Origin of the sequence: Psychroflexus aurantiacus, from assembly GCF_010820555.1 — a bacterium.
GTDB classification, from domain to species: Bacteria; Bacteroidota; Bacteroidia; order Flavobacteriales; family Flavobacteriaceae; genus Psychroflexus; species Psychroflexus aurantiacus.
Window position 1 is genome coordinate 167,627 of sequence record NZ_JAAIKD010000002.1, and the last position, 18,281, is coordinate 185,907.

Consider the following 18,281-nt stretch of genomic DNA (forward strand, 5'->3'; position numbering starts at 1 on the left):
TTTGGATTCAATGTCAAATTAATCTGAAAAATGCTTATTTGTTATTTTGGCATATTAGTTGATATAATATTAGTAGTTACCCAATATCTTTTAAGATTTAAAACAAACATTATGAAGCTATTTAAAGTTACACTCATTCTTGTTGGCATTTTTCTTCTCACTTCGTGTTCGTCCATTAAGGTTGCAACAGATTATGATAAAGAAATAGATTTTACAAAATACGATTCCTTTGCGTTTTACAAACCTGGAATCGATGCTGCCGAAATATCAGATTTAGATAAGAAAAGAATTTTAAGAGCTATTGAAAGAGAATTGGTTGCCAAAGGAATGGTTAAAAAAATCAATCCGGATTTACTGGTGAGTATTTTTACTGAAACCACAGAGAATGTAAATGTTTACCAGAATAACTTCGGTTATGGCTGGGGTTGGAATCCTTATTTCTGGGGTCCGGCCGGGAATAATACAGTGTCCACCAATATTGAAGGCACATTGTATATAGACCTTATAGATGCTGAGAAAAACGAGTTGGTTTGGCAGGGTCTAGGGACTGGTATTCTAAGTCTTGATATGGATAAGAAAGAAGAGAAAATAAATGAAATTGTAATGAAAATATTGGAGAAATATCCTCCAGAAAGAAACCAAGACTAAGTTCATGGTTGTGTTTATTTAGTTTGTTAGGTAAGGCTGTACAAAAATGTTAATTTACATGGTGTACAGCTTTATTTTTTAATATAAAGTAAAAGTTATGAGTAGAGGATTTGTAAAAGAGAGTGATCAGGAAGAACCAATCGTCGTTCCGCCAAGAGCCGCGCTGCCAGAGAAGGAAATCAATTATGTGACTCCTTATGGTAAAAACCAGCTGGAGAAAGAAAAAAATACTTTAGAAAAGCAGCGTACTGAACTAGACACCAAAGATGAAACTCAGCGAAGACGTGAGTTATCCTTGATTGACGGTAAGCTGAAGTTGCTTGGGGAACGATTAAAAACAGCTCAGGTGATCCTGCCTGCAAATCAAAATCATAACGAAGTGCGGTTTGGAGCCAGAGTCAAATTCAAGATGAATGGGAATGTTCAGGAATTTCAAATCGTTGGAGTAGATGAGGCCAATGTAAAGGAAAAAAAGATTGCCTTTATTTCGCCATTGGCCAAAGCTATGACCTCCAAAAAAGAAGGAGATAAATTTGAATTTCATTTAGGAGAGGAAAGCCGTCCTGTCGAGATCTTAAAAATCAATTATTAAGCTGATTTTTATACCTGCTAAGGTTCTACTCAGCTTAACTGCTTTTAATTTTTCATTTAATTGTCGGTAGAAATTTTTTTCAAACTGGCTTTATGCATCACATGCTTTCCTTTAAACTTCAAAATTTCTGATGGGTTTGGAAAAATGGTTTCAGCCAATTTCAGTTGAGATTGAACTTTTTCCAGGGTAAGATATTCATCCTCGGTCCCATAGATAATACTTGTTTTTAAATTTGGAAGGTGAGCAAAGCTGCCGGAATCAAATTCAGCGGGAATGCTCCCTGAGTGAATCACCAAATGATCGCAATGGACTTGGCGCTGTGCCAGCCAGCGCGTCACTACCGAAACCCCCTGAGAAAAACCCAAAAGAATGATTTTTTTATCCGTTGGAAGGTTTTCTGCTTTCCAAAGGGCGTCTAAATAATTGAGTACATTTTCAGTTTCCAAGGCTCTATTTTCTTTGGTTAGCCAGGACGCTCCTACATAGTTGTAAGCTTTGGTCTGGTAATATTTGGACGGGGCTTGTGGAGCAATGATATAGTTGCGTTTCGGGTCCAAATCTTCAAAGTAACCGATAAAAAATTTACTCAAATAGCCAATGCCGTGACAGGCAATCCAAATGTTATGGGTAGCATCACTAATTGAATTTAAGGTCGAGTAGGTGTTTGTGGATTGGTAACTGACGTGTTTTGTGTGACTCACTTGATTCGTAAATTTTAAAATTTTTACTCCAAAGTAAATGTTTAATTTAGTTGCGCATGAAGATATCGCGATTTTATCTGTTTTTCTTTTTATTTCTGAACAATTTGCCGTTTGCAATTGCTCAGGATAAGGCTTCACAACCCATAAATGGCATCAGCATGGTCGCTTCCAGAATGACTATTGATGACCAACAAGCCAAAGCCCTCAAACAGCTGGGGAGCAATTATATCGCTGTGATGCCTTATGCATTTATGCCAGAAAAGCAAGGTCCAGAGCTTATTTTTGACACGAAACGCCAGTGGTCCGGAGAAACCCTGGCTGGTATTGAAAGCGATGTGCAAATGCTTCAAAATCAAGGCTTGTCAGTTATGATTAAACCGCATATTTGGGTTGGTAGTGGAGCTTTTACAGGAACTATTTCCATGAGGTCTGATAAGGATTGGATAAGATTTGAAGCGAATTACAAAGCCTATATCCTGGCCTTTGCAAAAATAGCAGAACGCCATAAGGTGTCGCTGTTTTGCATAGGAACAGAACTGCAGGAGTTTGTTAGCCAAAGATCAGCGTTTTGGTGTGAGCTCATCGAAGAAATACGCCGCATTTATTCCGGGAAACTGACCTATGCAGAAAACTGGGATACATACGAAGACGTGCTCTTCTGGGATAGTTTAGATTTTATCGGTATTGATGCCTATTTCCCAATTTCTGAAGCCAGAACACCAACTTTAAAGCAGGTTAATTTAGCCTGGAGAGGCCTGGCCAAAGGCTTGAAGTCTTTTTCAGACTCTTACAATACAAAAATTCTTTTTACGGAATACGGTTACCGAAGCATTGATTTTTCAGGAAGAGAACCCTGGGAGTTTTCAAAATCAACAGCGCGATTCAACGAAGTTGCACAACTGAATTTACTGAAAGGACTGCATGAAAGTGTGTGGGATGAAAACTGGTTTGCAGGCGGCTTTTTATGGAAATGGTTTCCAAATTTTGATTCAAACTCCAAAAGATATCAAAAGCGGTTTACGGTTCAGGGAAAAATTTCTGAAACTTATTTGCAGTCTTTCGGTGTTGATTAATTGAATACAGAATGCTTTTTTTACTCACCACCTTGCCTTTGCGAAGGAACGCAGGCAGACTCACAACTCAAGATTCAGGAATCAAGAAACACGAAACACGATTCAAAATTTCAGTGGCTGTCATCTTTAATGAAGAATAACGGAGGGAAGAGCCCTTTGGCAGCAGATTTGCTGACCAGACTTTGCTCCTGATCTTTTCCCTCCTCAGCCTCAAACAAATTCCATAAAACTCTTTTAAAAAGCAGGCGATAAATAGTAGGAATAGCTTTGCTTTCGTAATTTTGTTAATTCAATACACGACAATGGATAAACAAAAGGTTTTAGAGCAGTGCAATGCTTATACCAGGAATACCCTGATGGAAACCCTGGATATTTCTTATGTAGATGTAGGGGAAGATTTTTTGGTAGCTAAAATGCCGGTTACCCCAAAAGTTCATCAACCCGACGGTGTTTTACATGGCGGGGCTATGGTAGCTTTGGCCGAAAGTGTAGGAAGTGCGGCTTGTTACGTATTTTTGGACACTGACAATTTTATGATTCGGGGTCTTGAAATCTCTGCCAATCACGTGAGAAGTTTGAGTGAAGGAGATGTGTTTGCAACCGCAAAATTTATTCATAAAGGGCGCACGACGCAGGTATGGGATATCAAATTAACCGATAGCGAAGGCCGGCTTATTTCTGCTGTAAAGCTTACCACCATTGCTTTGCCTAAAGCCGTTTAATGCAGGAGTTGATTCAATATATCGATGACGCCTGGGCTTCACAATTGCCATTTGTCGCTTACCACGTTCCCGGGGCCAGGGAAGTGACTTGTTTCTTTCCGGAAGATTCAGAATTACGCCACCTTCAGGCTTATGATGAGGCTGGTTTTATATTTTCACCATTTGAAACTTCATCGCAGCCCCTCGTTTTTCCTGAAGCTGTTTCTGAGGTTTTAAAGTTTGAGCTCATCGATCCTGAATTAGAACCGCAAAGCAACTTCAGAATAAATGAAAAGCCAGGGGAAAAAGAGAATTACCTGAAGCTGGTCTCGAACGCAATCGACCAGATCAGGGCTGGAGAAGTTAGAAAAATAGTGACTTCCAGAAAGATTTCGGCTGAGTATGAGCTTAAAAACCCCGCAGAACTGCTTCTGAAATTGATATATTTTTATCCTGAGGCTTTTACCTATGTCTGGTTTCATCCTGAGGTAGGCCTGTGGGCCGGGGCGTCTCCGGAGATCCTGGCGAAAACCTACAGAACACAGTTCAAAACCATGGCTCTTGCAGGTACAAAGCGGGTCGAGGAAGGCCGAACCTGGACTGAAAAAGAGTTAGATGAGCAGCAAATAGTGACCGATGAGATTGTTAAGGCCCTAAATAAGCATGGAGAAAACCTTGACATTTCTGAACGGCAAACAGACAAGGCAGGTGAGCTTTTGCACCTGAGAACTGACATTACAGCGACTTTGAAAAGCTCAAAACTGGGGGATGTACTTAGGGAACTGCATCCCACTCCAGCGGTATGTGGTTTGCCAAAGGATAAAGCCTATCAATTTTTGAATAAACATGAAGGCTATGACAGGCAGTTCTATACAGGTTTTTTTGGGGAGTTGAATATGCCGCAGCACAACCAAAGATCCACTCGAACGCGCAATCAGGAGAACCAGGCTTATAAATCGGTGGTGAGAGCTTCCAGTTTGTATGTCAATTTGAGATGTGTGAGTTATGCGGCTGAAAAAATAAATATTTACGTGGGTGGAGGCATCACAAAAGACAGTATTCCTAAGGAAGAATGGACTGAAACCGTGAATAAATCTAGGACGATGTTAAAAGTGCTATAAGAATTCGATTAACTTTGGCATTAAAGCAGTTCTCCCGCTTATTTTTGTGATATGAATTCAATGTATTCCTCCATACCAACCGCTCAGTTGATTGTCGAACTCTGTGTTCAAAATGGCATCAAGCATGTGGTGATTTCTCCCGGTTCCAGGAATGCTCCCTTAACCATTACACTTGCCAATCATCCTAAAATAAAGGCTTATAGTATTGTAGATGAGCGTTGTGCTGCTTTTTTTGCGCTGGGTATGACCCAACGTTTTAACGCTCCTGTGGCGGTGGTGTGTACTTCCGGCTCGGCGCTTTTGAATTATTACCCGGCGGTTTCTGAAGCTTTTTACAGCAATTTACCTTTGGTGGTGATTTCAGCCGACAGACCCTCGCATTTGATCGATATTGGGGATGGGCAAACCATAAGGCAGCAGCATGTGTTTAAGAACCATATTGCGTATTCAGCAAATTTGAAAGGAGATTTTCATCAGTCTGAGGATGCGTCGATTTTAGAGTATAATGCTCAGGAAATCCACAAAGCTTTACAAACCGCGATCAGGAATCAGGGCCCCGTTCATATCAATGCGCCCTTTGATGAGCCTCTTTATCATAAAACCAACAGTTTAAGCATAGACGTTCCTGAACTCGATGCTTTAAAGCCTGAGTCCACCGAATTTGATGCTTCAGATTTCATCCGCTCCTGGAATTCTTCAACGAAAAAGCTGGTTTTGGCAGGGGTGAATCTCGACGAAGAAATCGATGAAGCGGTTTTAAAATCGCTTTCTGAAGATCCTTCGGTCATCGTCATGACAGAGATCACTTCCAATATCTCTCACCCTAATTTTTTCACCAACATCGACTCCATTTTGGCTCCTATAGAGCTGGAAGAAAATACCTTGGAATTGTTTGAAGCTTTACAGCCAGAGGTGTTGATTACTTTTGGGGGTCTGATTGTATCTAAGAAGGTTAAAAAATTCCTGAGGGAATTTCAGCCTCAAAAGCATTTTCATATTGACCCCAGTGAAGCCAACGATACCTTTTTCTGCTTATCCCAACACTTTGAAACGATGGTCAGCTCTTTTTTTGAAAGGGTGAATCCTTCTTTGAGACAACTGGATTCTTCCTATTTTGAAAGTTGGAATGGAATCAGGTTAAAAACTTTAGAATACAGAAGCTCATATAAGAATGAAATTGGATTTTCTGATTTTGCGTTTTATTACAGCTTATTTGAAAATCTTCCTCAGGATGAAACGGTTCATTTCGCAAACAGTTCCAGCATCCGTTATGCGAATTTGTTTGATTCCAGGAGAGAAATTAAAGCCTTTGCCAACCGAGGGACAAGCGGAATTGATGGAAGCACCTCTACGGCTATCGGTTATGCGGTGGCCAGCCAGGAACCAACCACCCTGGTGACAGGAGACCTGAGTTTCTTCTATGACTCCAATGCGCTCTGGAATAAGTATATTCCCAAAACCTTTAAAATCATACTTCTCAATAACGCGGGGGGCGGGATTTTCAGAATTCTTCCAGGGAATAAAGAGGAAGCCTATTTTGCCAATTATTTTGAGACCACACACGATCTTCATGCAAAACATTTGTGTGACATGTATCAGATTCAATATACTGAAGCACGCAGCTTAGAGCAGGTAGATAAAGAATTACCTTCGTTTTTTGAGCGCAATGCATCTCCGCAACTCATCGAAATCTTCACGCCCAGGCTCGAAAATGATAAAGTGCTTCTGGCTTATTTCGACTATTTGAAAACGCATATCGATTTTCAATCGGTTCTCAAACGAAGACCTGCAGAGTCTAATCCAAACTAAAGCAGTTTCAATTTTAAAATTCATTACTTTTGTAGTCTAAATAAATTTTTGAATGTTAGACTTAGGCGTAAAGCATACCTTAACCATAGATAGAGATACTCCTCCGGGATTGTTTTTAACCAATGAAGCCGGAGAAGAGGTTCTTCTTCCCAACAAATACAAACCCAGCCAGTTTGAAATTGGAGACGAACTTGAGGTTTTTGTGTATCTCGATTTTGACGAGCGTCCGGTGGCTACAAATTTGGAGCCTAAGGTGATGCTGGATGAATTTGCTTACCTGACCTGTGTGGACAGCAATGACTTTGGTGCATTTCTGGACTGGGGGCTGGAGAAACATTTATTTGTTCCGCATATGGAGCAGGCTTATAAAATGATCAAAGGAGAGCAGTATCTTATATTCTGTTATCTGGATGAGCAAACCAACCGACTGGTGGCTTCGAGCCGGGTCAACAAATTTGTAGATAATACCATTTTAACCGTTGAGCATTTTGATGAGGTCGATCTGATTGTCACCAATGCCACTGAAATGGGCTACAATGTGATTATTAATGAAATTCATATCGGACTGCTCTATAAAGATGAGGTTTTTCAGGATTTGAAAACTGGAGATCGCCTAAAAGGAGTCGTAAAAAAAATACGCCCAGATAATAAGATCGATGTGTCTTTACAGCGTCCCGGCTACAGGGGGATTGAGCCCAATGCCAATAAAGTCATGGAAATTCTGGAAGCTACCGAAGAGGGTTTTTTACCGCTTCACGACAAATCGAAACCAGAATTGATTTATGATACCGTTCACTTAAGTAAAAAAGCCTTCAAGAAAGCCATAGGAACCCTCTACAAAGAGCGCCAGATCACCATTGAAAATGGTGTAGGTATTTTTTTAAATAAGGAGGAATAGAATTTACAGGTTTAAAAATTATCTGCTGATATAGAATACGGGTCTAGAACTTCTCCTGTAAGGGGAGAGCTGATAAAAGGGGGACATTCTGTTGAACCTATCCCCTAAATCTTCATAGGCTGAATTCTTTATTCTGTTAAGATCAGAATAGATAGGCTGCTGATGATAGGATGGGGCATAGGGTGAAGAGGATGAATTGTCGAACTTAGGCTTGAATTTATTAAACATGGCCGACTGTCGTTCTACAAAAGAAAATTTTTGTTCCTGCTGCTGTTCCGCTCTGTAAGCCTTTCGGTTGGCTGCTTCTACCATATTGATTTCTGGTCGTTCCGCGAATCTATCTCTAAAAATATCGACTTCCGGAAGATTGAATTCTCTGCCCAGCGACGTGGTGCTAAAAGGATCTACATTGAAACTTAAAGACGGCATAGGTCTGGTCTCATACCAGCTAAAATCGGTTTGTGCTTTCAATAGATGACTACTGAGTGTAAGAATTAAAATGATAAGGTATCGAGATAATTTCATAATACAAAAGTAGCAAATATTATACCCATTCTAGAATTTCCTGATTTTTCCATAAATTAGGGAAGAAACTGCGTTGCTGGTATTTGGGGTGTAAATATTTTTTCCACGGAGATCCTCCCGTTGCTTCTTTGGCTTTTCCTTTGTCTTCCAGATATTTTTCGGCGGTTTTCAGATGGGTTTGAGGCCATTTTACATTGTATTGATGGTCAAAGTCTTTCATCCTGAAAATCAAGTTGTCGGAAGGCTTTTCAAACTTTTGAAATTGTTCCCAAAGCGTACGTCCCCGAACTGAGGTTGAGAGGTCTTTGAAGCTTTGCAGGTATTTTTTCTCAAAGGCTTTTAAGGTATGAGATGTCTTGCCAGTTTCTCTGTTGTAGCCTGCATCTCTCCAATAGATGTTGTCAAAAATTTCATCAAGCCCCGGATTTTCAGAAAGTCTTTTTTGACCGTCCTGGTTTACCAGGTTAAGTACGGGAGTACTCATCAGTTCCAAGTATCTAAATTGTGCGCTTTGGAAACCGCTGGCCGGCGTTAAGGACATTCTAAACTTATTGTAATCCTCATAATCCAGACCTTCCGTCATCACTTCAAAAGAAGTGATGAGCATATCGGTATACCGTATCAGTCGTCTTAGTTTTTCTGTAAATGTTTGTTCTGAGTTGAAATCGCTCAGCGCAACAAGCTGCTCTACTTCATGAATCATGAGCTTTAAAGTTAGCTCTGTGATTTGATGATATATGATAAAGACGGTTTCATCTTTAAAATGGGTTTTTGGCTTTTGTAAAGTCAGGAGTGTATCCACTTCGATATACTCCCAGTAATTAATGGGCTTGGCGTAAAGCAGTCCTTTGAGGTAGCTTTCAGGATTTTCTCCCAGAGCTTCGTATTTCTTTTCAAGTTGATGTAAAATCTCCTTATTCATTAGATGTAATTTGACTCAAATTTATCAAAATAACTTAAATTAGCTAGACATATCGAGGTTTAATGAAAGCTTGATTTCTAATTTTTATGTACTTCAGAATTAAATTCAAGTCCTTTATAAGGAGAAGTTATAGCGATATGTTAATAAGGAATTTAATCGCTGACTGAAAACCTAAAAACTTACTACCTTTGTATAAATTTTTAAAACTATGTCAGAAAATATCGAACGTATAAAATGCCTTATTATAGGATCAGGTCCGGCCGGATACACAGCGGCTATTTATGCTGCGAGAGCAGACATGAAACCAGTGGTTTATACAGGAATGGAACCTGGAGGACAACTTACCACTACAACCGAGGTAGATAATTTTCCGGGTTATCCAGAAGGCATCGACGGGCCCAAAATGATGGTGGAGCTTCAGCAGCAGGCAGAGCGTTTTGGTACGGATGTTAGAATAGGAATGGTCACCAAAGTTGAACTTTCAGATCAGGTTGGCGGAATTCATAAAGCCCAAATCGATAATAAAACCTGGGTAGAAGCAAGAACAGTTATCATTTCTACCGGAGCTTCTGCAAAGTACCTGGGTATACCTAGTGAACAAAAGCTAAGAGGCGGTGGCGTTTCTGCCTGTGCGGTATGTGATGGATTTTTCTATAAAGGTCAGGATGTGGCCATAGTTGGTGGTGGAGATACCGCCTGTGAAGAAGCTACCTACCTGGCTAATATTTGTACTAAAGTGACTATGCTGGTGAGAAAAGGAGAGATGAAAGCGTCCAAAGCCATGCAGCATCGCGTGGAAAATACCCCGAATATCGACTTGCGTTACCATTCAGAAGTGGATGAAGTTTTAGGAGATCAAGTGGTAGAAGGTTTAAGAATAGTGAATAATAAAACCGGAAAAAAAGATGAGATCAAGATTACCGGTTTATTTATTGCCATCGGACATAAGCCTAATACAGACATCTTTAAGCCTTACCTGGATATGGATGATGTAGGGTATATCATCACCAAACCTAAAACAACCAATACCAATTATCCGGGCGTTTTTGCCTGTGGAGATTCTCAGGATAAAGTTTATCGCCAGGCGATTACCGCAGCCGGGACCGGCTGTATGTCAGCTTTGGATGCCGAGCGTTACCTGGCAAGCCTAGAAACGACCGAACGTTCTGAGCCACAGGCTGTATTAAACTGATTTAAAGCATCAAAATTATTTACTAAGGCTTTTGTAATACGCAAAAGCCTTTTTTATTTGCTCATCGCTCACTTTGCAATTGATTTTAGGTCGTCCGATGTCTTCTAAAAGCACGAAATTAATGTTCCCTGCAGAATTCTTTTTGTCATGCTTCAAGTAGGTTTTGAGATTTGAAATATCCTCTTCAGAAAATTCAACAGGTTTAAAATAGGTGCTGATGATCCGACTTGCCTTATCGCAGGTTTCCTGATCAAACTTAAGGACTTCCACAGAAAGCTTCAGAGCCAGAATCATTCCGATAGCTACAGCTTCACCATGCAGTAATTTGGTTTTGGAAGAGGATTCCATATGATAGGATTCTATAGCATGCCCGAGGGTGTGACCAAAGTTGAGCGCCATTCTTAAGCCTTCTTCATAAGGGTCTTCCTCCGCAATTTTTGTTTTGATCTGAATAGAATCCCGAATCAACTCCGGTAACTTATCGACTTGAAACTGAGATAAATCCTCGAAAGCAAAGAAGTCTTCAGCATTGGCGATAAGGCCGTGTTTCAACATCTCCGCCAGTCCGCTTCTCATTTCTTCAGGCGGTAAGGTAGAGAGGTAACCCACATCGACCAACACCAGTTGAGGGGGGTTAATCACACCGATTTGATTTTTAAGACTATCTAAATTCACCCCGTTTTTTCCGCCAATAGCCGCATCGACCATTCCTAAAAGCGTAGTGGGAACGTGAACAAAGTCAATTCCCCGCTTAAAGCAGGAAGCGGCGTACCCCCCAATATCGGTAACAATTCCACCCCCCAGACTGATGAGCAGAGATTTCCTGTCGGCGCCGGTTTCAGATAAGGTTTTCCAGATTTCATGACAGGTAGAAATGTTTTTATGCTCTTCTCCGGGCTCAATTTCAATCCATTCTATTTTAACATCGGCTTCAATGTTTTCTGAAAGAAATCTCGAACAAAAATGTTGTGTATTGGAGTCTACTAAAATATAAATGGAAGAATATGAATGGCTCTTTATCAACTGATTGAGTTCTTTGTAGGCTTCTTCCTGAAACGCTATTCTATAGGTCTTCAATTCAATGCTGTTCATCTTTTAGTCTCTATTGTTAAGATTAATGTAATTGCAAGTAATCAAAAGCTAAAATAAGACATCAATAACTATATTTGGGTACAATTTTTTAACTATGATTGATACTAAAATATTCAATAATACAAAACATGCTTTTGTGTTGAAATCCGATGAAGACCTTAAACGATCTTTATTTTTGTTTTCAATGATGAACATCCCTTATTTTGTTCCGGTGTCTACTGCTGCTACCAACCTAGCGCTCAACCTAAAGCTGCCCATTGAACCCATCGTAAAGGCTACCATCTTCAAGCAATTTTGTGGAGGCGTAAGTCAGGATGACTGCATGCCTCTGGTCAAACAAATGCGTAAAGAAAACGTTTACAGCGTTTTGGATTATTCTGTAGAAGGCAAGGAAAATGAAGAAGAATTTGATAAAGCTGCAGATACCAAAATTGAGATCATAAAATACGCTTCGAAGACCGAAGAAATCCCTTTTGCAGTTGCTAAACCTACCGGTTTAGGCCGCTTTGAAATCTGGGAAAAGGTGACTGCCAATGATATTTTGAATGACGAAGAGCAGGCGGAATGGGATAGTGTAAAAGTTAGGTTTGAAAGGGTTTGTCAGGCCGCTTATGATCACGACACCAAACTGCTTATCGATGCAGAAGAGACGTGGATGCAGGATGCTGCCGATAACTTTGTTGAAGATATGATGAAAAAATTCAACAAGGAAAAGGCTATCATATTCAATACCTTGCAGTGCTATCGCTGGGATAGATTATCCTATGTAAAAGCTATCCATGAAAGAGCCAAAAAAGAAGGATTCAAGCTTGGTTTTAAAACTGTGCGTGGAGCCTACATGGAAAAAGAGAACAAAAGAGCTAAAAGACACGGTTACCCAACGCCTATTTGTGAAGATAAAGAAGCTACAGATGTGAATTTTAATGCCGTTATGTGTTATATCATTGACAATATAGATGATATTTCACAATTTATAGGAACTCACAACGAGGTAAGTACTTATATGGCTTTACAGCTTATGAGTCAAAAAGAGATTTATTTGTCCGACGATAGAATATGGTTCGGTCAACTCTATGGTATGAGTGATCATATCAGTTTCAACCTGGGGAGAATAAACGCCAATGCTATCAAACTTTTACCTTTTGGCCCTATCAAAGACGTTATTCCTTATCTGATCAGAAGAGCTCAAGAAAATTCTTCGGTTCAAGGCCAGACAGGACGGGAGTTATCCTTATTGAGAGAAGAAAAGCAAAGAAGAGATGGACAATTTGTAAAACGCGTTGAGTAATATGAGTACGAAAAAAGCAGATATTTTATCCAGAGAATTCAAGTCTTACTATGCACTATACCTTGACCGGGTTTCCTCCGGCACCGAACTTTTTGAGGCTCTGAATCAACAAGACGAACTGATTCAGTTTTTTAAATCTATTCCCAAAGAAAAGCATGATTTTCGGTATGCTCCTGAGAAATGGACCCCAAGGCAGATTCTTCAGCACCTCATAGACACCGAGCGAATTTTTATGAATCGGGCGCTGAGGTTTGCAAGAGAAGATTTTACAGAGCTACCTGGTTACGATGAAAATTATTATGCGGAGCATTGCTTGTCCAACAAGCGTTCTGTTGAAGATATGCTTGAAGAATATAAAGTGGTAAGGCAAGCAAGCATTCATCTTTATAAAAGTTTTGATGAGCGCGTATTACTCAATGTAGGCATCGCCAGTGGAGGTCCGTTTTCTGTCAGAGTGATTCCTTTTATCCTTTGCGGACATCAAAAACACCACATCCATATCATCAAAGAGCGTTACCTTTAAAACTTAAAAATGCCATCCACCAGTACCACTTCTGTATTTACACTTTTGGATATCGGCAGAAGTTTGCAAAGGATGATTTCCACGCATTACAACAAGCCGTACTGGATCAAAACCGAAATCGCAAAACTCAACGCGTATACCAAAAGCGGTCATTGTTACCCCGACCTGGTTGAAAAACAGAATGGTCAGGTCCTGGCCCAGATGCGCGCCACCATTTGGTCAGACACCTTCAAAACAATTTCCAGGCAGTTTGAAGAAACAACCAAAAAGCCCATTTCTGAAGGCATGACCGTCTTGTTACTTGCCAAAGTGAATTACCATCCCAGCTACGGATTTTCCTTAAATATTCTGGACATTGATGCCGGCTTTACGCTTGGTGAGATGGCCAAAGAAAAACTGGAAAGCCTGAAGCGCCTGAAGGCAGAGGGTATTTTCGACTTGAATAAATCACTGGTCTTTCCTCAAATCCCTCAGCGCATTGCCGTTATTTCGGTTAACACCAGCAAAGGTTACCAGGATTTTATGAACATCATTTCCCAAAGTCGATCTCCATTCCATTTCAAAATAGAGTTATTTCCAGCCTTGTTGCAGGGAGATAAAGCCATAACGTCCATTGCAGAAGCTTTGGAAAATATTAAAACCAGGAAGAAGGAATTCGACGTGGTTACCATCATTAGAGGAGGAGGAGGAGATGTTGGTCTGAGCTGTTACGATAGTTTTGCGCTGGCTTCCAAGGTCGCACGGTTTCCCCTGCCAGTTATTTCAGGAATTGGACATTCTACCAACGAAACTTTAGTGGAAATGGTCACTTTTGCCAATAAAATCACGCCTACCGATGTGGCATACTTCTTTATCAGCATATTTCAGGAGCGCTGGGAGGAACTTCAAAATCTGCATTCAAAATTGACGAGTTCCGTAACATTTAAACTAAAAGAAGAGCAGCAAAACCTGAAACATAGTCATCAGGATTTCAAAACCCAGGTAAATGCTCTGCTTCAAAACCACAATTATCAGCTGAAAGAACAGCGGCAACGCATAAAATCAATGCTGCCCTCTTTAATAAGAAGCGGGTTTGAGCATTTGCAAAATTCTGGTCACCGCCTGAGATGGTTAACCCAGCAGCAGGTTCAAAGTCAGAAACTGGACTTGTTTCAGTTATCCAAAACCCTGCAAAAAGAAAGCAAAAGCAAAATTGAAAATCAACATCAACAGCTCACCTATTTAACATCCACCCTCAGTCTGTTATCGCCAGAGCGTTTACTCAGTCGCGGCTATACATTGAATTTGGTTAAGGATAAAATTATAAAATCTGCGACAGAACTTAAGCCCGGAGATCGCCTCAAGACGATGTTTAGCGACGGATATGCTGAAAGTGACGTTGTTAAAATTGAACCCCATGAAAAAAACTGAAAGCTACGAAAGCGCCCTCCAAGAGCTAAAGACCATCGTGTCTGACATAGAAAACGATTCGGTTTCTGTAGATGAACTCACCAAAAAAGTGAAACGGGCTTCAGAATTGATCAAAAGCTGTAAAAGCATTTTAACCAAAACTGAAACGGAGGTCAATTCTGCTTTAGATGATATGGCAGACCTTAGCGAAGAAAAGCAATCTTAAAACTGATTGATGGTTTTTCTGATGTTTACCAACCGCGTCAAAAGGCCTTCCAGCAAGTCCAGGTCCAGCATATTTGCGGCATCGCTTTTAGCCTCTCTGGGGTTGAAGTGAGTTTCTATAAATAAACCATCCACATGATTGACAATCCCAGCTCTGGCAATAGTTTCTATCATTTCTGGTCGACCACCAGTCACACCTGAAGATTGATTGGGCTGTTGTAAAGAATGCGTTACATCGAGCACCGTAGACGCATAACGTCTCATCGTAGGAATGCCTCTGAAATCCACAATCAAATCCTGGTATCCAAACATGGTTCCACGATCTGTGATCATCACCTTGTCGTTACCTGAATCTTTTATCTTTTGAGCGGCGTGCTGCATGCTCTCGGGACTCATAAACTGTCCTTTTTTAAGATTGACCACCTTTCCTGTTTCGGCCGCAGCCACGAGTAAATCGGTTTGTCTTACCAGGAATGCAGGGATTTGAAGCACATCCACATAAGCAGCAGCCAATGCAGCATCGCTTTCCTGATGAATATCCGTAACCGTTGGGACGTCGAAGGTATCACTTACTTTCTTGAGTATGTTCAATGCTTTTTCATCACCTATTCCTGTAAAACTATCAATTCTACTTCGGTTCGCTTTTTTGAAGGAACCTTTAAACACGAAAGGGATTTCGAGTTTATCTGTGATTTTCACAATGCGCTCTGCAATCTTTAAAGCCATTTCTTCACCTTCAATGGCACAGGGACCAGCCAGGAGAAAGAAATTGGAAGAATCTGTATGTTTAAGTTTTGGAATATGTTTTAAATCCATTTCGAATTTTTTTTTCAAAGATAAGGATTTCAAAGCGCTTATTCTAAGCGTATTTTTCAAGAGTATAGAATTTTCAAATACTTATTTCCTTATCTTTAAGTTTTAAATCAAAAATTTTAAAACAGATATCAATATGAAAACAATTTTAACTACACTGGCACTAGCGATTTCAGTTTTTACTTATGCACAGGTAGAAACTCCACAGCCTAGTCCTAATTCAACCCTCATGCAAGTCGTTGGACTCTCAGAAGTAAGTGTGGCTTACTCAAGACCCTCCGCAAACGGCAGAACTATCTTTGGAGACCTTGTTCCCTATGATAAACTCTGGAGAACCGGAGCTAATGAAAACACCATCATCACCTTTTCTGATGATGTGGAAGTGGGGGGACAACTGCTTTCAGCAGGAAGTTATTCCATTTACACTATTCCCAATCCAGAAAGCTGGGACGTTTTTTTCTATGAAGAAACACAAAACTGGGGGTTGCCAAAACTCTGGAATGAAGATAGTGTGGCAGCCATGGCGAATGTTCCTGTAAAGGAGTTAAATCACTATGTGGAAACCTTTACGATTGGCTTTGATAATATCAATATGGACAAAGCTCATCTAAAAATGGCCTGGGCCAACGCAATGGTAGAAGTGCCTATTGAATTCCCAACCGATGTTTTGGTCATGGAAAATATCAAGACCGTGATGACAGGACCAACCGCGACAGATTATTTTAGTTCTGCAGTCTACTATCTGAATGCGGGTAAAGACCTTGATCAGGCTGAAGAGTGGATGGAAAAAGCAATGGCCATGTCTGAAAACAAACCTTACTGGATGCTAAGACAGCAAGCTTTGATTTATGCTGCCAACGGTAAAACAGACAAAGCTATTGAGACGGCAGAAGCCTCTTTAGCAGCTGCAAAAAAAGCAGGGAATGCAGATTACGTCAAAATGAATGAAGATTCCCTACAGGAATGGAAGACTATGTAAATTAAAAAACATTTACTTTTTCTTAACCGGCTCCCTTTATGGAGTCGGTTTTTTTGTGAAAAACTGTATCAGAATCGCTATGCCGATCACGAGGGCACAACCGAATAAATTGAGCCATAAATACGGCATCCAGTCTTCAGAATAGCCGATAATGACAACAATTTGCGTCGCAATAGCTGCTATAAACACCGCCCGACTTTTTACAAATGTGATAAAAAAAGCGAGTAGGAAAATGCCGAGTACATTACCATAAAAAATGGAGCCTATGATGTTGACCAGTTGAATTAGGTTATCAAACAAGTTGGCTGTACAGGCAAAAATAATCGCAAAAATCCCCCACATCAGGGTGAATAATTTAGTCGAATTCACATAATGTTTTTCACTGACAGCCCCCTTTTTATTCCTTTTGTATAGATCTATGGTGGTGGTGGAAGCCAGGGCATTGAGTTCTGAAGCCGTAGACGACATGGCTGCCGATAAAATGACGGCCAGCAATAATCCCACTAAACCTTTGGGTAAATTATTGAGGATGAAATGAATAAAAACGTAGTCTTTATCATTGGTTTCGATCTTTTCATCTACCATGGCAATAATGCCTTTTGCCTCTTCTCTTAACTCGAATTCGGTGGAATTGAGCTGAGCCAGTTTTTGTTTTAAGACATCAGGCTCTTTTGAAGCTGAAACTTCCTCGGCAAATTGATTGGCCAAAATCTGTTTCTTATCCTGAACGCTTTTGAGCTGATTTTCCAGGGCTTCAAATTCAGAACTGTAAGGGGATTCCAATACGGCTTCTTTCGCAGCCGGATTAAAGTTGATAGGCGAGTAGTTGAATTGATAAAACACAAATACCATAACCCCAATAAGCAAAATAAAAAACTGCAGGGGCACTTTTAAAATGGCATTAAAAATGAGTCCCATCTGACTTTCTCTTAAGCTTTTTCCTGAAAGATACCGTTGCACCTGGCTTTGATCGGTTCCGAAATAAGACAAGGCCAAAAAACTACCTCCTATGATTCCACTCCAAATAGTGTAGCGGTTGTCAAAGCTGAATGAGAAATCCAACACATTCAGTTTGTCATTGGCTCCCGCTATTTTCATGGCTTTGTTAAACGTGATATCCTCAGGCAGGAAGGAAAAAATCAAAACAAAGGTGGTGATTAAGCCTAAAAAGATAACAGCCATTTGCTGTTTTTGGGTCACATTCACCGCTTTTGTACCTCCTGTAACCGTATAAATGATGACTAAAATTCCGATGATGATATTGAGATAAAACAAATTCCAGCCTAGAACTGCCGAAAGGATAATGGATGGGGCGTAAATGGTAATGCCCGCAGCCAGACTTCTCTGAATTAAAAACAAACCGGCAGTCAGGCTTCTGGTCTTTAAATCGAAGCGAGATTCCAGATACTCGTATGCCGTATAAACCTTGAGTCTGTGGTAGATGGGTAAAAAAACCAGGCAGATAATGATGATGGCGATTGGGAGGCCAAAATAAAACTGAACGAATCCGATTCCATCGTGGAAGGCCTGGCCAGGAGTAGATAAAAAGGTAATGGCGCTAGCCTGGGTAGCCATGACCGACAACCCAACAGTCCACCATCGCGATTGGTTTCCCCCTTTTATATAGTCGTTGACATTGGCATTTTTCCTGGACTTTAAAGTACCGTAGATGACGATAAAAGCAAGTGTGGCAAAAAGAATGATAAAGTCTATCGTCTCCATGAATTCGCTTTAGTTTTGAAACCAATTCATGAATATATAAAAGCCTAAAATATAAATCGCATTACAAA

General features: G+C 40.4%; 19 protein-coding genes. 13 read left to right on the forward strand and 6 right to left on the reverse strand.

Annotated elements, in window-relative coordinates:
• The first annotated feature begins 111 nt into the window (after positions 1 to 111).
• Positions 112 to 648: a DUF4136 domain-containing protein gene (locus tag G3567_RS03450; protein WP_164003932.1), complete on the forward strand. Its 537-nt coding sequence runs from the start codon at positions 112 to 114 to the stop codon at positions 646 to 648.
• Positions 649 to 745: 97 nt separating this feature from the next.
• Positions 746 to 1,240 (forward strand): GreA/GreB family elongation factor, encoded by a 495-nt coding sequence (locus tag G3567_RS03455; protein ID WP_164003933.1) that lies wholly within the window; start codon positions 746 to 748, stop codon positions 1,238 to 1,240.
• Positions 1,241 to 1,296: 56 nt separating this feature from the next.
• On the opposite strand, the gene G3567_RS03460 is transcribed toward G3567_RS03455, so the two are convergent.
• Positions 1,297 to 1,941 (reverse strand): alpha/beta hydrolase, encoded by a 645-nt coding sequence (locus G3567_RS03460; RefSeq protein ID WP_164003934.1) that lies wholly within the window; start codon positions 1,939 to 1,941, stop codon positions 1,297 to 1,299.
• 56 nt (positions 1,942 to 1,997) lie between these two features.
• Here G3567_RS03460 and G3567_RS03465 point away from each other — a divergent pair, with 56 nt between their 5' ends.
• The 5 genes from G3567_RS03465 (at position 1,998) to G3567_RS03485 (ending at position 7,543) form a co-directional block, all read left to right on the forward strand.
• Positions 1,998 to 3,014 (forward strand): glycoside hydrolase family 113, encoded by a 1,017-nt coding sequence (locus G3567_RS03465; protein WP_235923459.1) that lies wholly within the window; start codon positions 1,998 to 2,000, stop codon positions 3,012 to 3,014.
• A 302-nt stretch (positions 3,015 to 3,316) separates the two neighbouring features.
• Complete coding sequence (locus G3567_RS03470; RefSeq protein ID WP_164003935.1) at positions 3,317 to 3,736, forward strand: PaaI family thioesterase; 420 nt, start codon at positions 3,317 to 3,319, stop codon at positions 3,734 to 3,736.
• Positions 3,736 to 4,836 (forward strand): chorismate-binding protein, encoded by a 1,101-nt coding sequence (locus G3567_RS03475; protein ID WP_164003936.1) that lies wholly within the window; start codon positions 3,736 to 3,738, stop codon positions 4,834 to 4,836. The genes G3567_RS03470 and G3567_RS03475 overlap by 1 nt, the downstream gene beginning before the upstream one ends.
• A gap of 51 nt (positions 4,837 to 4,887) precedes the next feature.
• Entirely contained in the window at positions 4,888 to 6,645 is a 1,758-nt protein-coding gene (gene menD / locus G3567_RS03480) for a 2-succinyl-5-enolpyruvyl-6-hydroxy-3-cyclohexene-1-carboxylic-acid synthase (protein ID WP_164003937.1), read from the forward strand.
• 52 nt (positions 6,646 to 6,697) lie between these two features.
• Positions 6,698 to 7,543, forward strand: coding sequence for a CvfB family protein (locus tag G3567_RS03485; protein ID WP_164003938.1), 846 nt, complete (start codon positions 6,698 to 6,700; stop codon positions 7,541 to 7,543).
• Between the two features lie 18 nt (positions 7,544 to 7,561).
• Here the strand turns inward: G3567_RS03485 and G3567_RS03490 are convergent, their stop codons facing one another.
• Together G3567_RS03490 and G3567_RS03495 are read right to left on the reverse strand one after the other, a co-directional pair.
• Positions 7,562 to 8,068 (reverse strand): hypothetical protein, encoded by a 507-nt coding sequence (locus G3567_RS03490; protein WP_164003939.1) that lies wholly within the window; start codon positions 8,066 to 8,068, stop codon positions 7,562 to 7,564.
• Positions 8,069 to 8,087: 19 nt separating this feature from the next.
• A complete protein-coding gene (locus G3567_RS03495; protein WP_164003940.1) occupies positions 8,088 to 8,990 on the reverse strand; it encodes a tryptophan 2,3-dioxygenase family protein in 903 nt (300 codons plus the stop codon).
• A 208-nt stretch (positions 8,991 to 9,198) separates the two neighbouring features.
• On the opposite strand from G3567_RS03495, the gene trxB reads away from it, so the two are divergent.
• The gene (gene trxB, locus G3567_RS03500; RefSeq protein ID WP_164003941.1) at positions 9,199 to 10,182 is read left to right on the forward strand and encodes a thioredoxin-disulfide reductase; all 984 of its coding nucleotides are present in this window, start codon (positions 9,199 to 9,201) and stop codon (positions 10,180 to 10,182) included.
• 15 nt (positions 10,183 to 10,197) lie between these two features.
• Here the strand turns inward: trxB and aroB are convergent, their stop codons facing one another.
• Complete coding sequence (gene aroB / locus G3567_RS03505) at positions 10,198 to 11,274, reverse strand: 3-dehydroquinate synthase (protein ID WP_164003942.1); 1,077 nt, start codon at positions 11,272 to 11,274, stop codon at positions 10,198 to 10,200.
• Between the two features lie 94 nt (positions 11,275 to 11,368).
• Here aroB and G3567_RS03510 point away from each other — a divergent pair, with 94 nt between their 5' ends.
• The 4 genes from G3567_RS03510 to xseB are packed head-to-tail and all read left to right on the forward strand — an operon-like array spanning position 11,369 to position 14,700.
• Positions 11,369 to 12,562 carry a proline dehydrogenase family protein gene (locus G3567_RS03510; RefSeq protein WP_164003943.1) on the forward strand — a complete coding sequence of 398 codons (1,194 nt, stop codon included), beginning with the start codon at positions 11,369 to 11,371 and terminating at the stop codon, positions 12,560 to 12,562.
• A 1-nt stretch (position 12,563) separates the two neighbouring features.
• On the forward strand, positions 12,564 to 13,085 hold the full coding sequence (locus tag G3567_RS03515) for a DinB family protein (RefSeq protein ID WP_164003944.1): 522 nt from the start codon (positions 12,564 to 12,566) through the stop codon (positions 13,083 to 13,085).
• A gap of 9 nt (positions 13,086 to 13,094) precedes the next feature.
• Positions 13,095 to 14,495, forward strand: a complete 1,401-nt coding sequence (gene xseA / locus G3567_RS03520) for an exodeoxyribonuclease VII large subunit (protein WP_164003945.1) — start codon at positions 13,095 to 13,097, stop codon at positions 14,493 to 14,495.
• Complete coding sequence (xseB, locus tag G3567_RS03525; protein ID WP_164003946.1) at positions 14,482 to 14,700, forward strand: exodeoxyribonuclease VII small subunit; 219 nt, start codon at positions 14,482 to 14,484, stop codon at positions 14,698 to 14,700. The genes xseA and xseB overlap by 14 nt, the downstream gene beginning before the upstream one ends.
• On the opposite strand, the gene kdsA is transcribed toward xseB, so the two are convergent.
• Positions 14,697 to 15,515, reverse strand: coding sequence for a 3-deoxy-8-phosphooctulonate synthase (gene kdsA, locus G3567_RS03530; protein ID WP_164004301.1), 819 nt, complete (start codon positions 15,513 to 15,515; stop codon positions 14,697 to 14,699). The two genes, xseB and kdsA, sit on opposite strands and share 4 nt — an antisense overlap.
• Before the next feature lie 133 nt (positions 15,516 to 15,648).
• On the opposite strand from kdsA, the gene G3567_RS03535 reads away from it, so the two are divergent.
• Positions 15,649 to 16,491: a DUF2911 domain-containing protein gene (locus G3567_RS03535; RefSeq protein WP_164003947.1), complete on the forward strand. Its 843-nt coding sequence runs from the start codon at positions 15,649 to 15,651 to the stop codon at positions 16,489 to 16,491.
• Positions 16,492 to 16,527: 36 nt separating this feature from the next.
• Here G3567_RS03535 and G3567_RS03540 read toward each other — a convergent pair whose 3' ends face one another.
• A complete protein-coding gene (locus G3567_RS03540; protein WP_164003948.1) occupies positions 16,528 to 18,213 on the reverse strand; it encodes a sodium:solute symporter in 1,686 nt (561 codons plus the stop codon).
• Between the last annotated feature and the right edge of the window lie 68 nt (positions 18,214 to 18,281).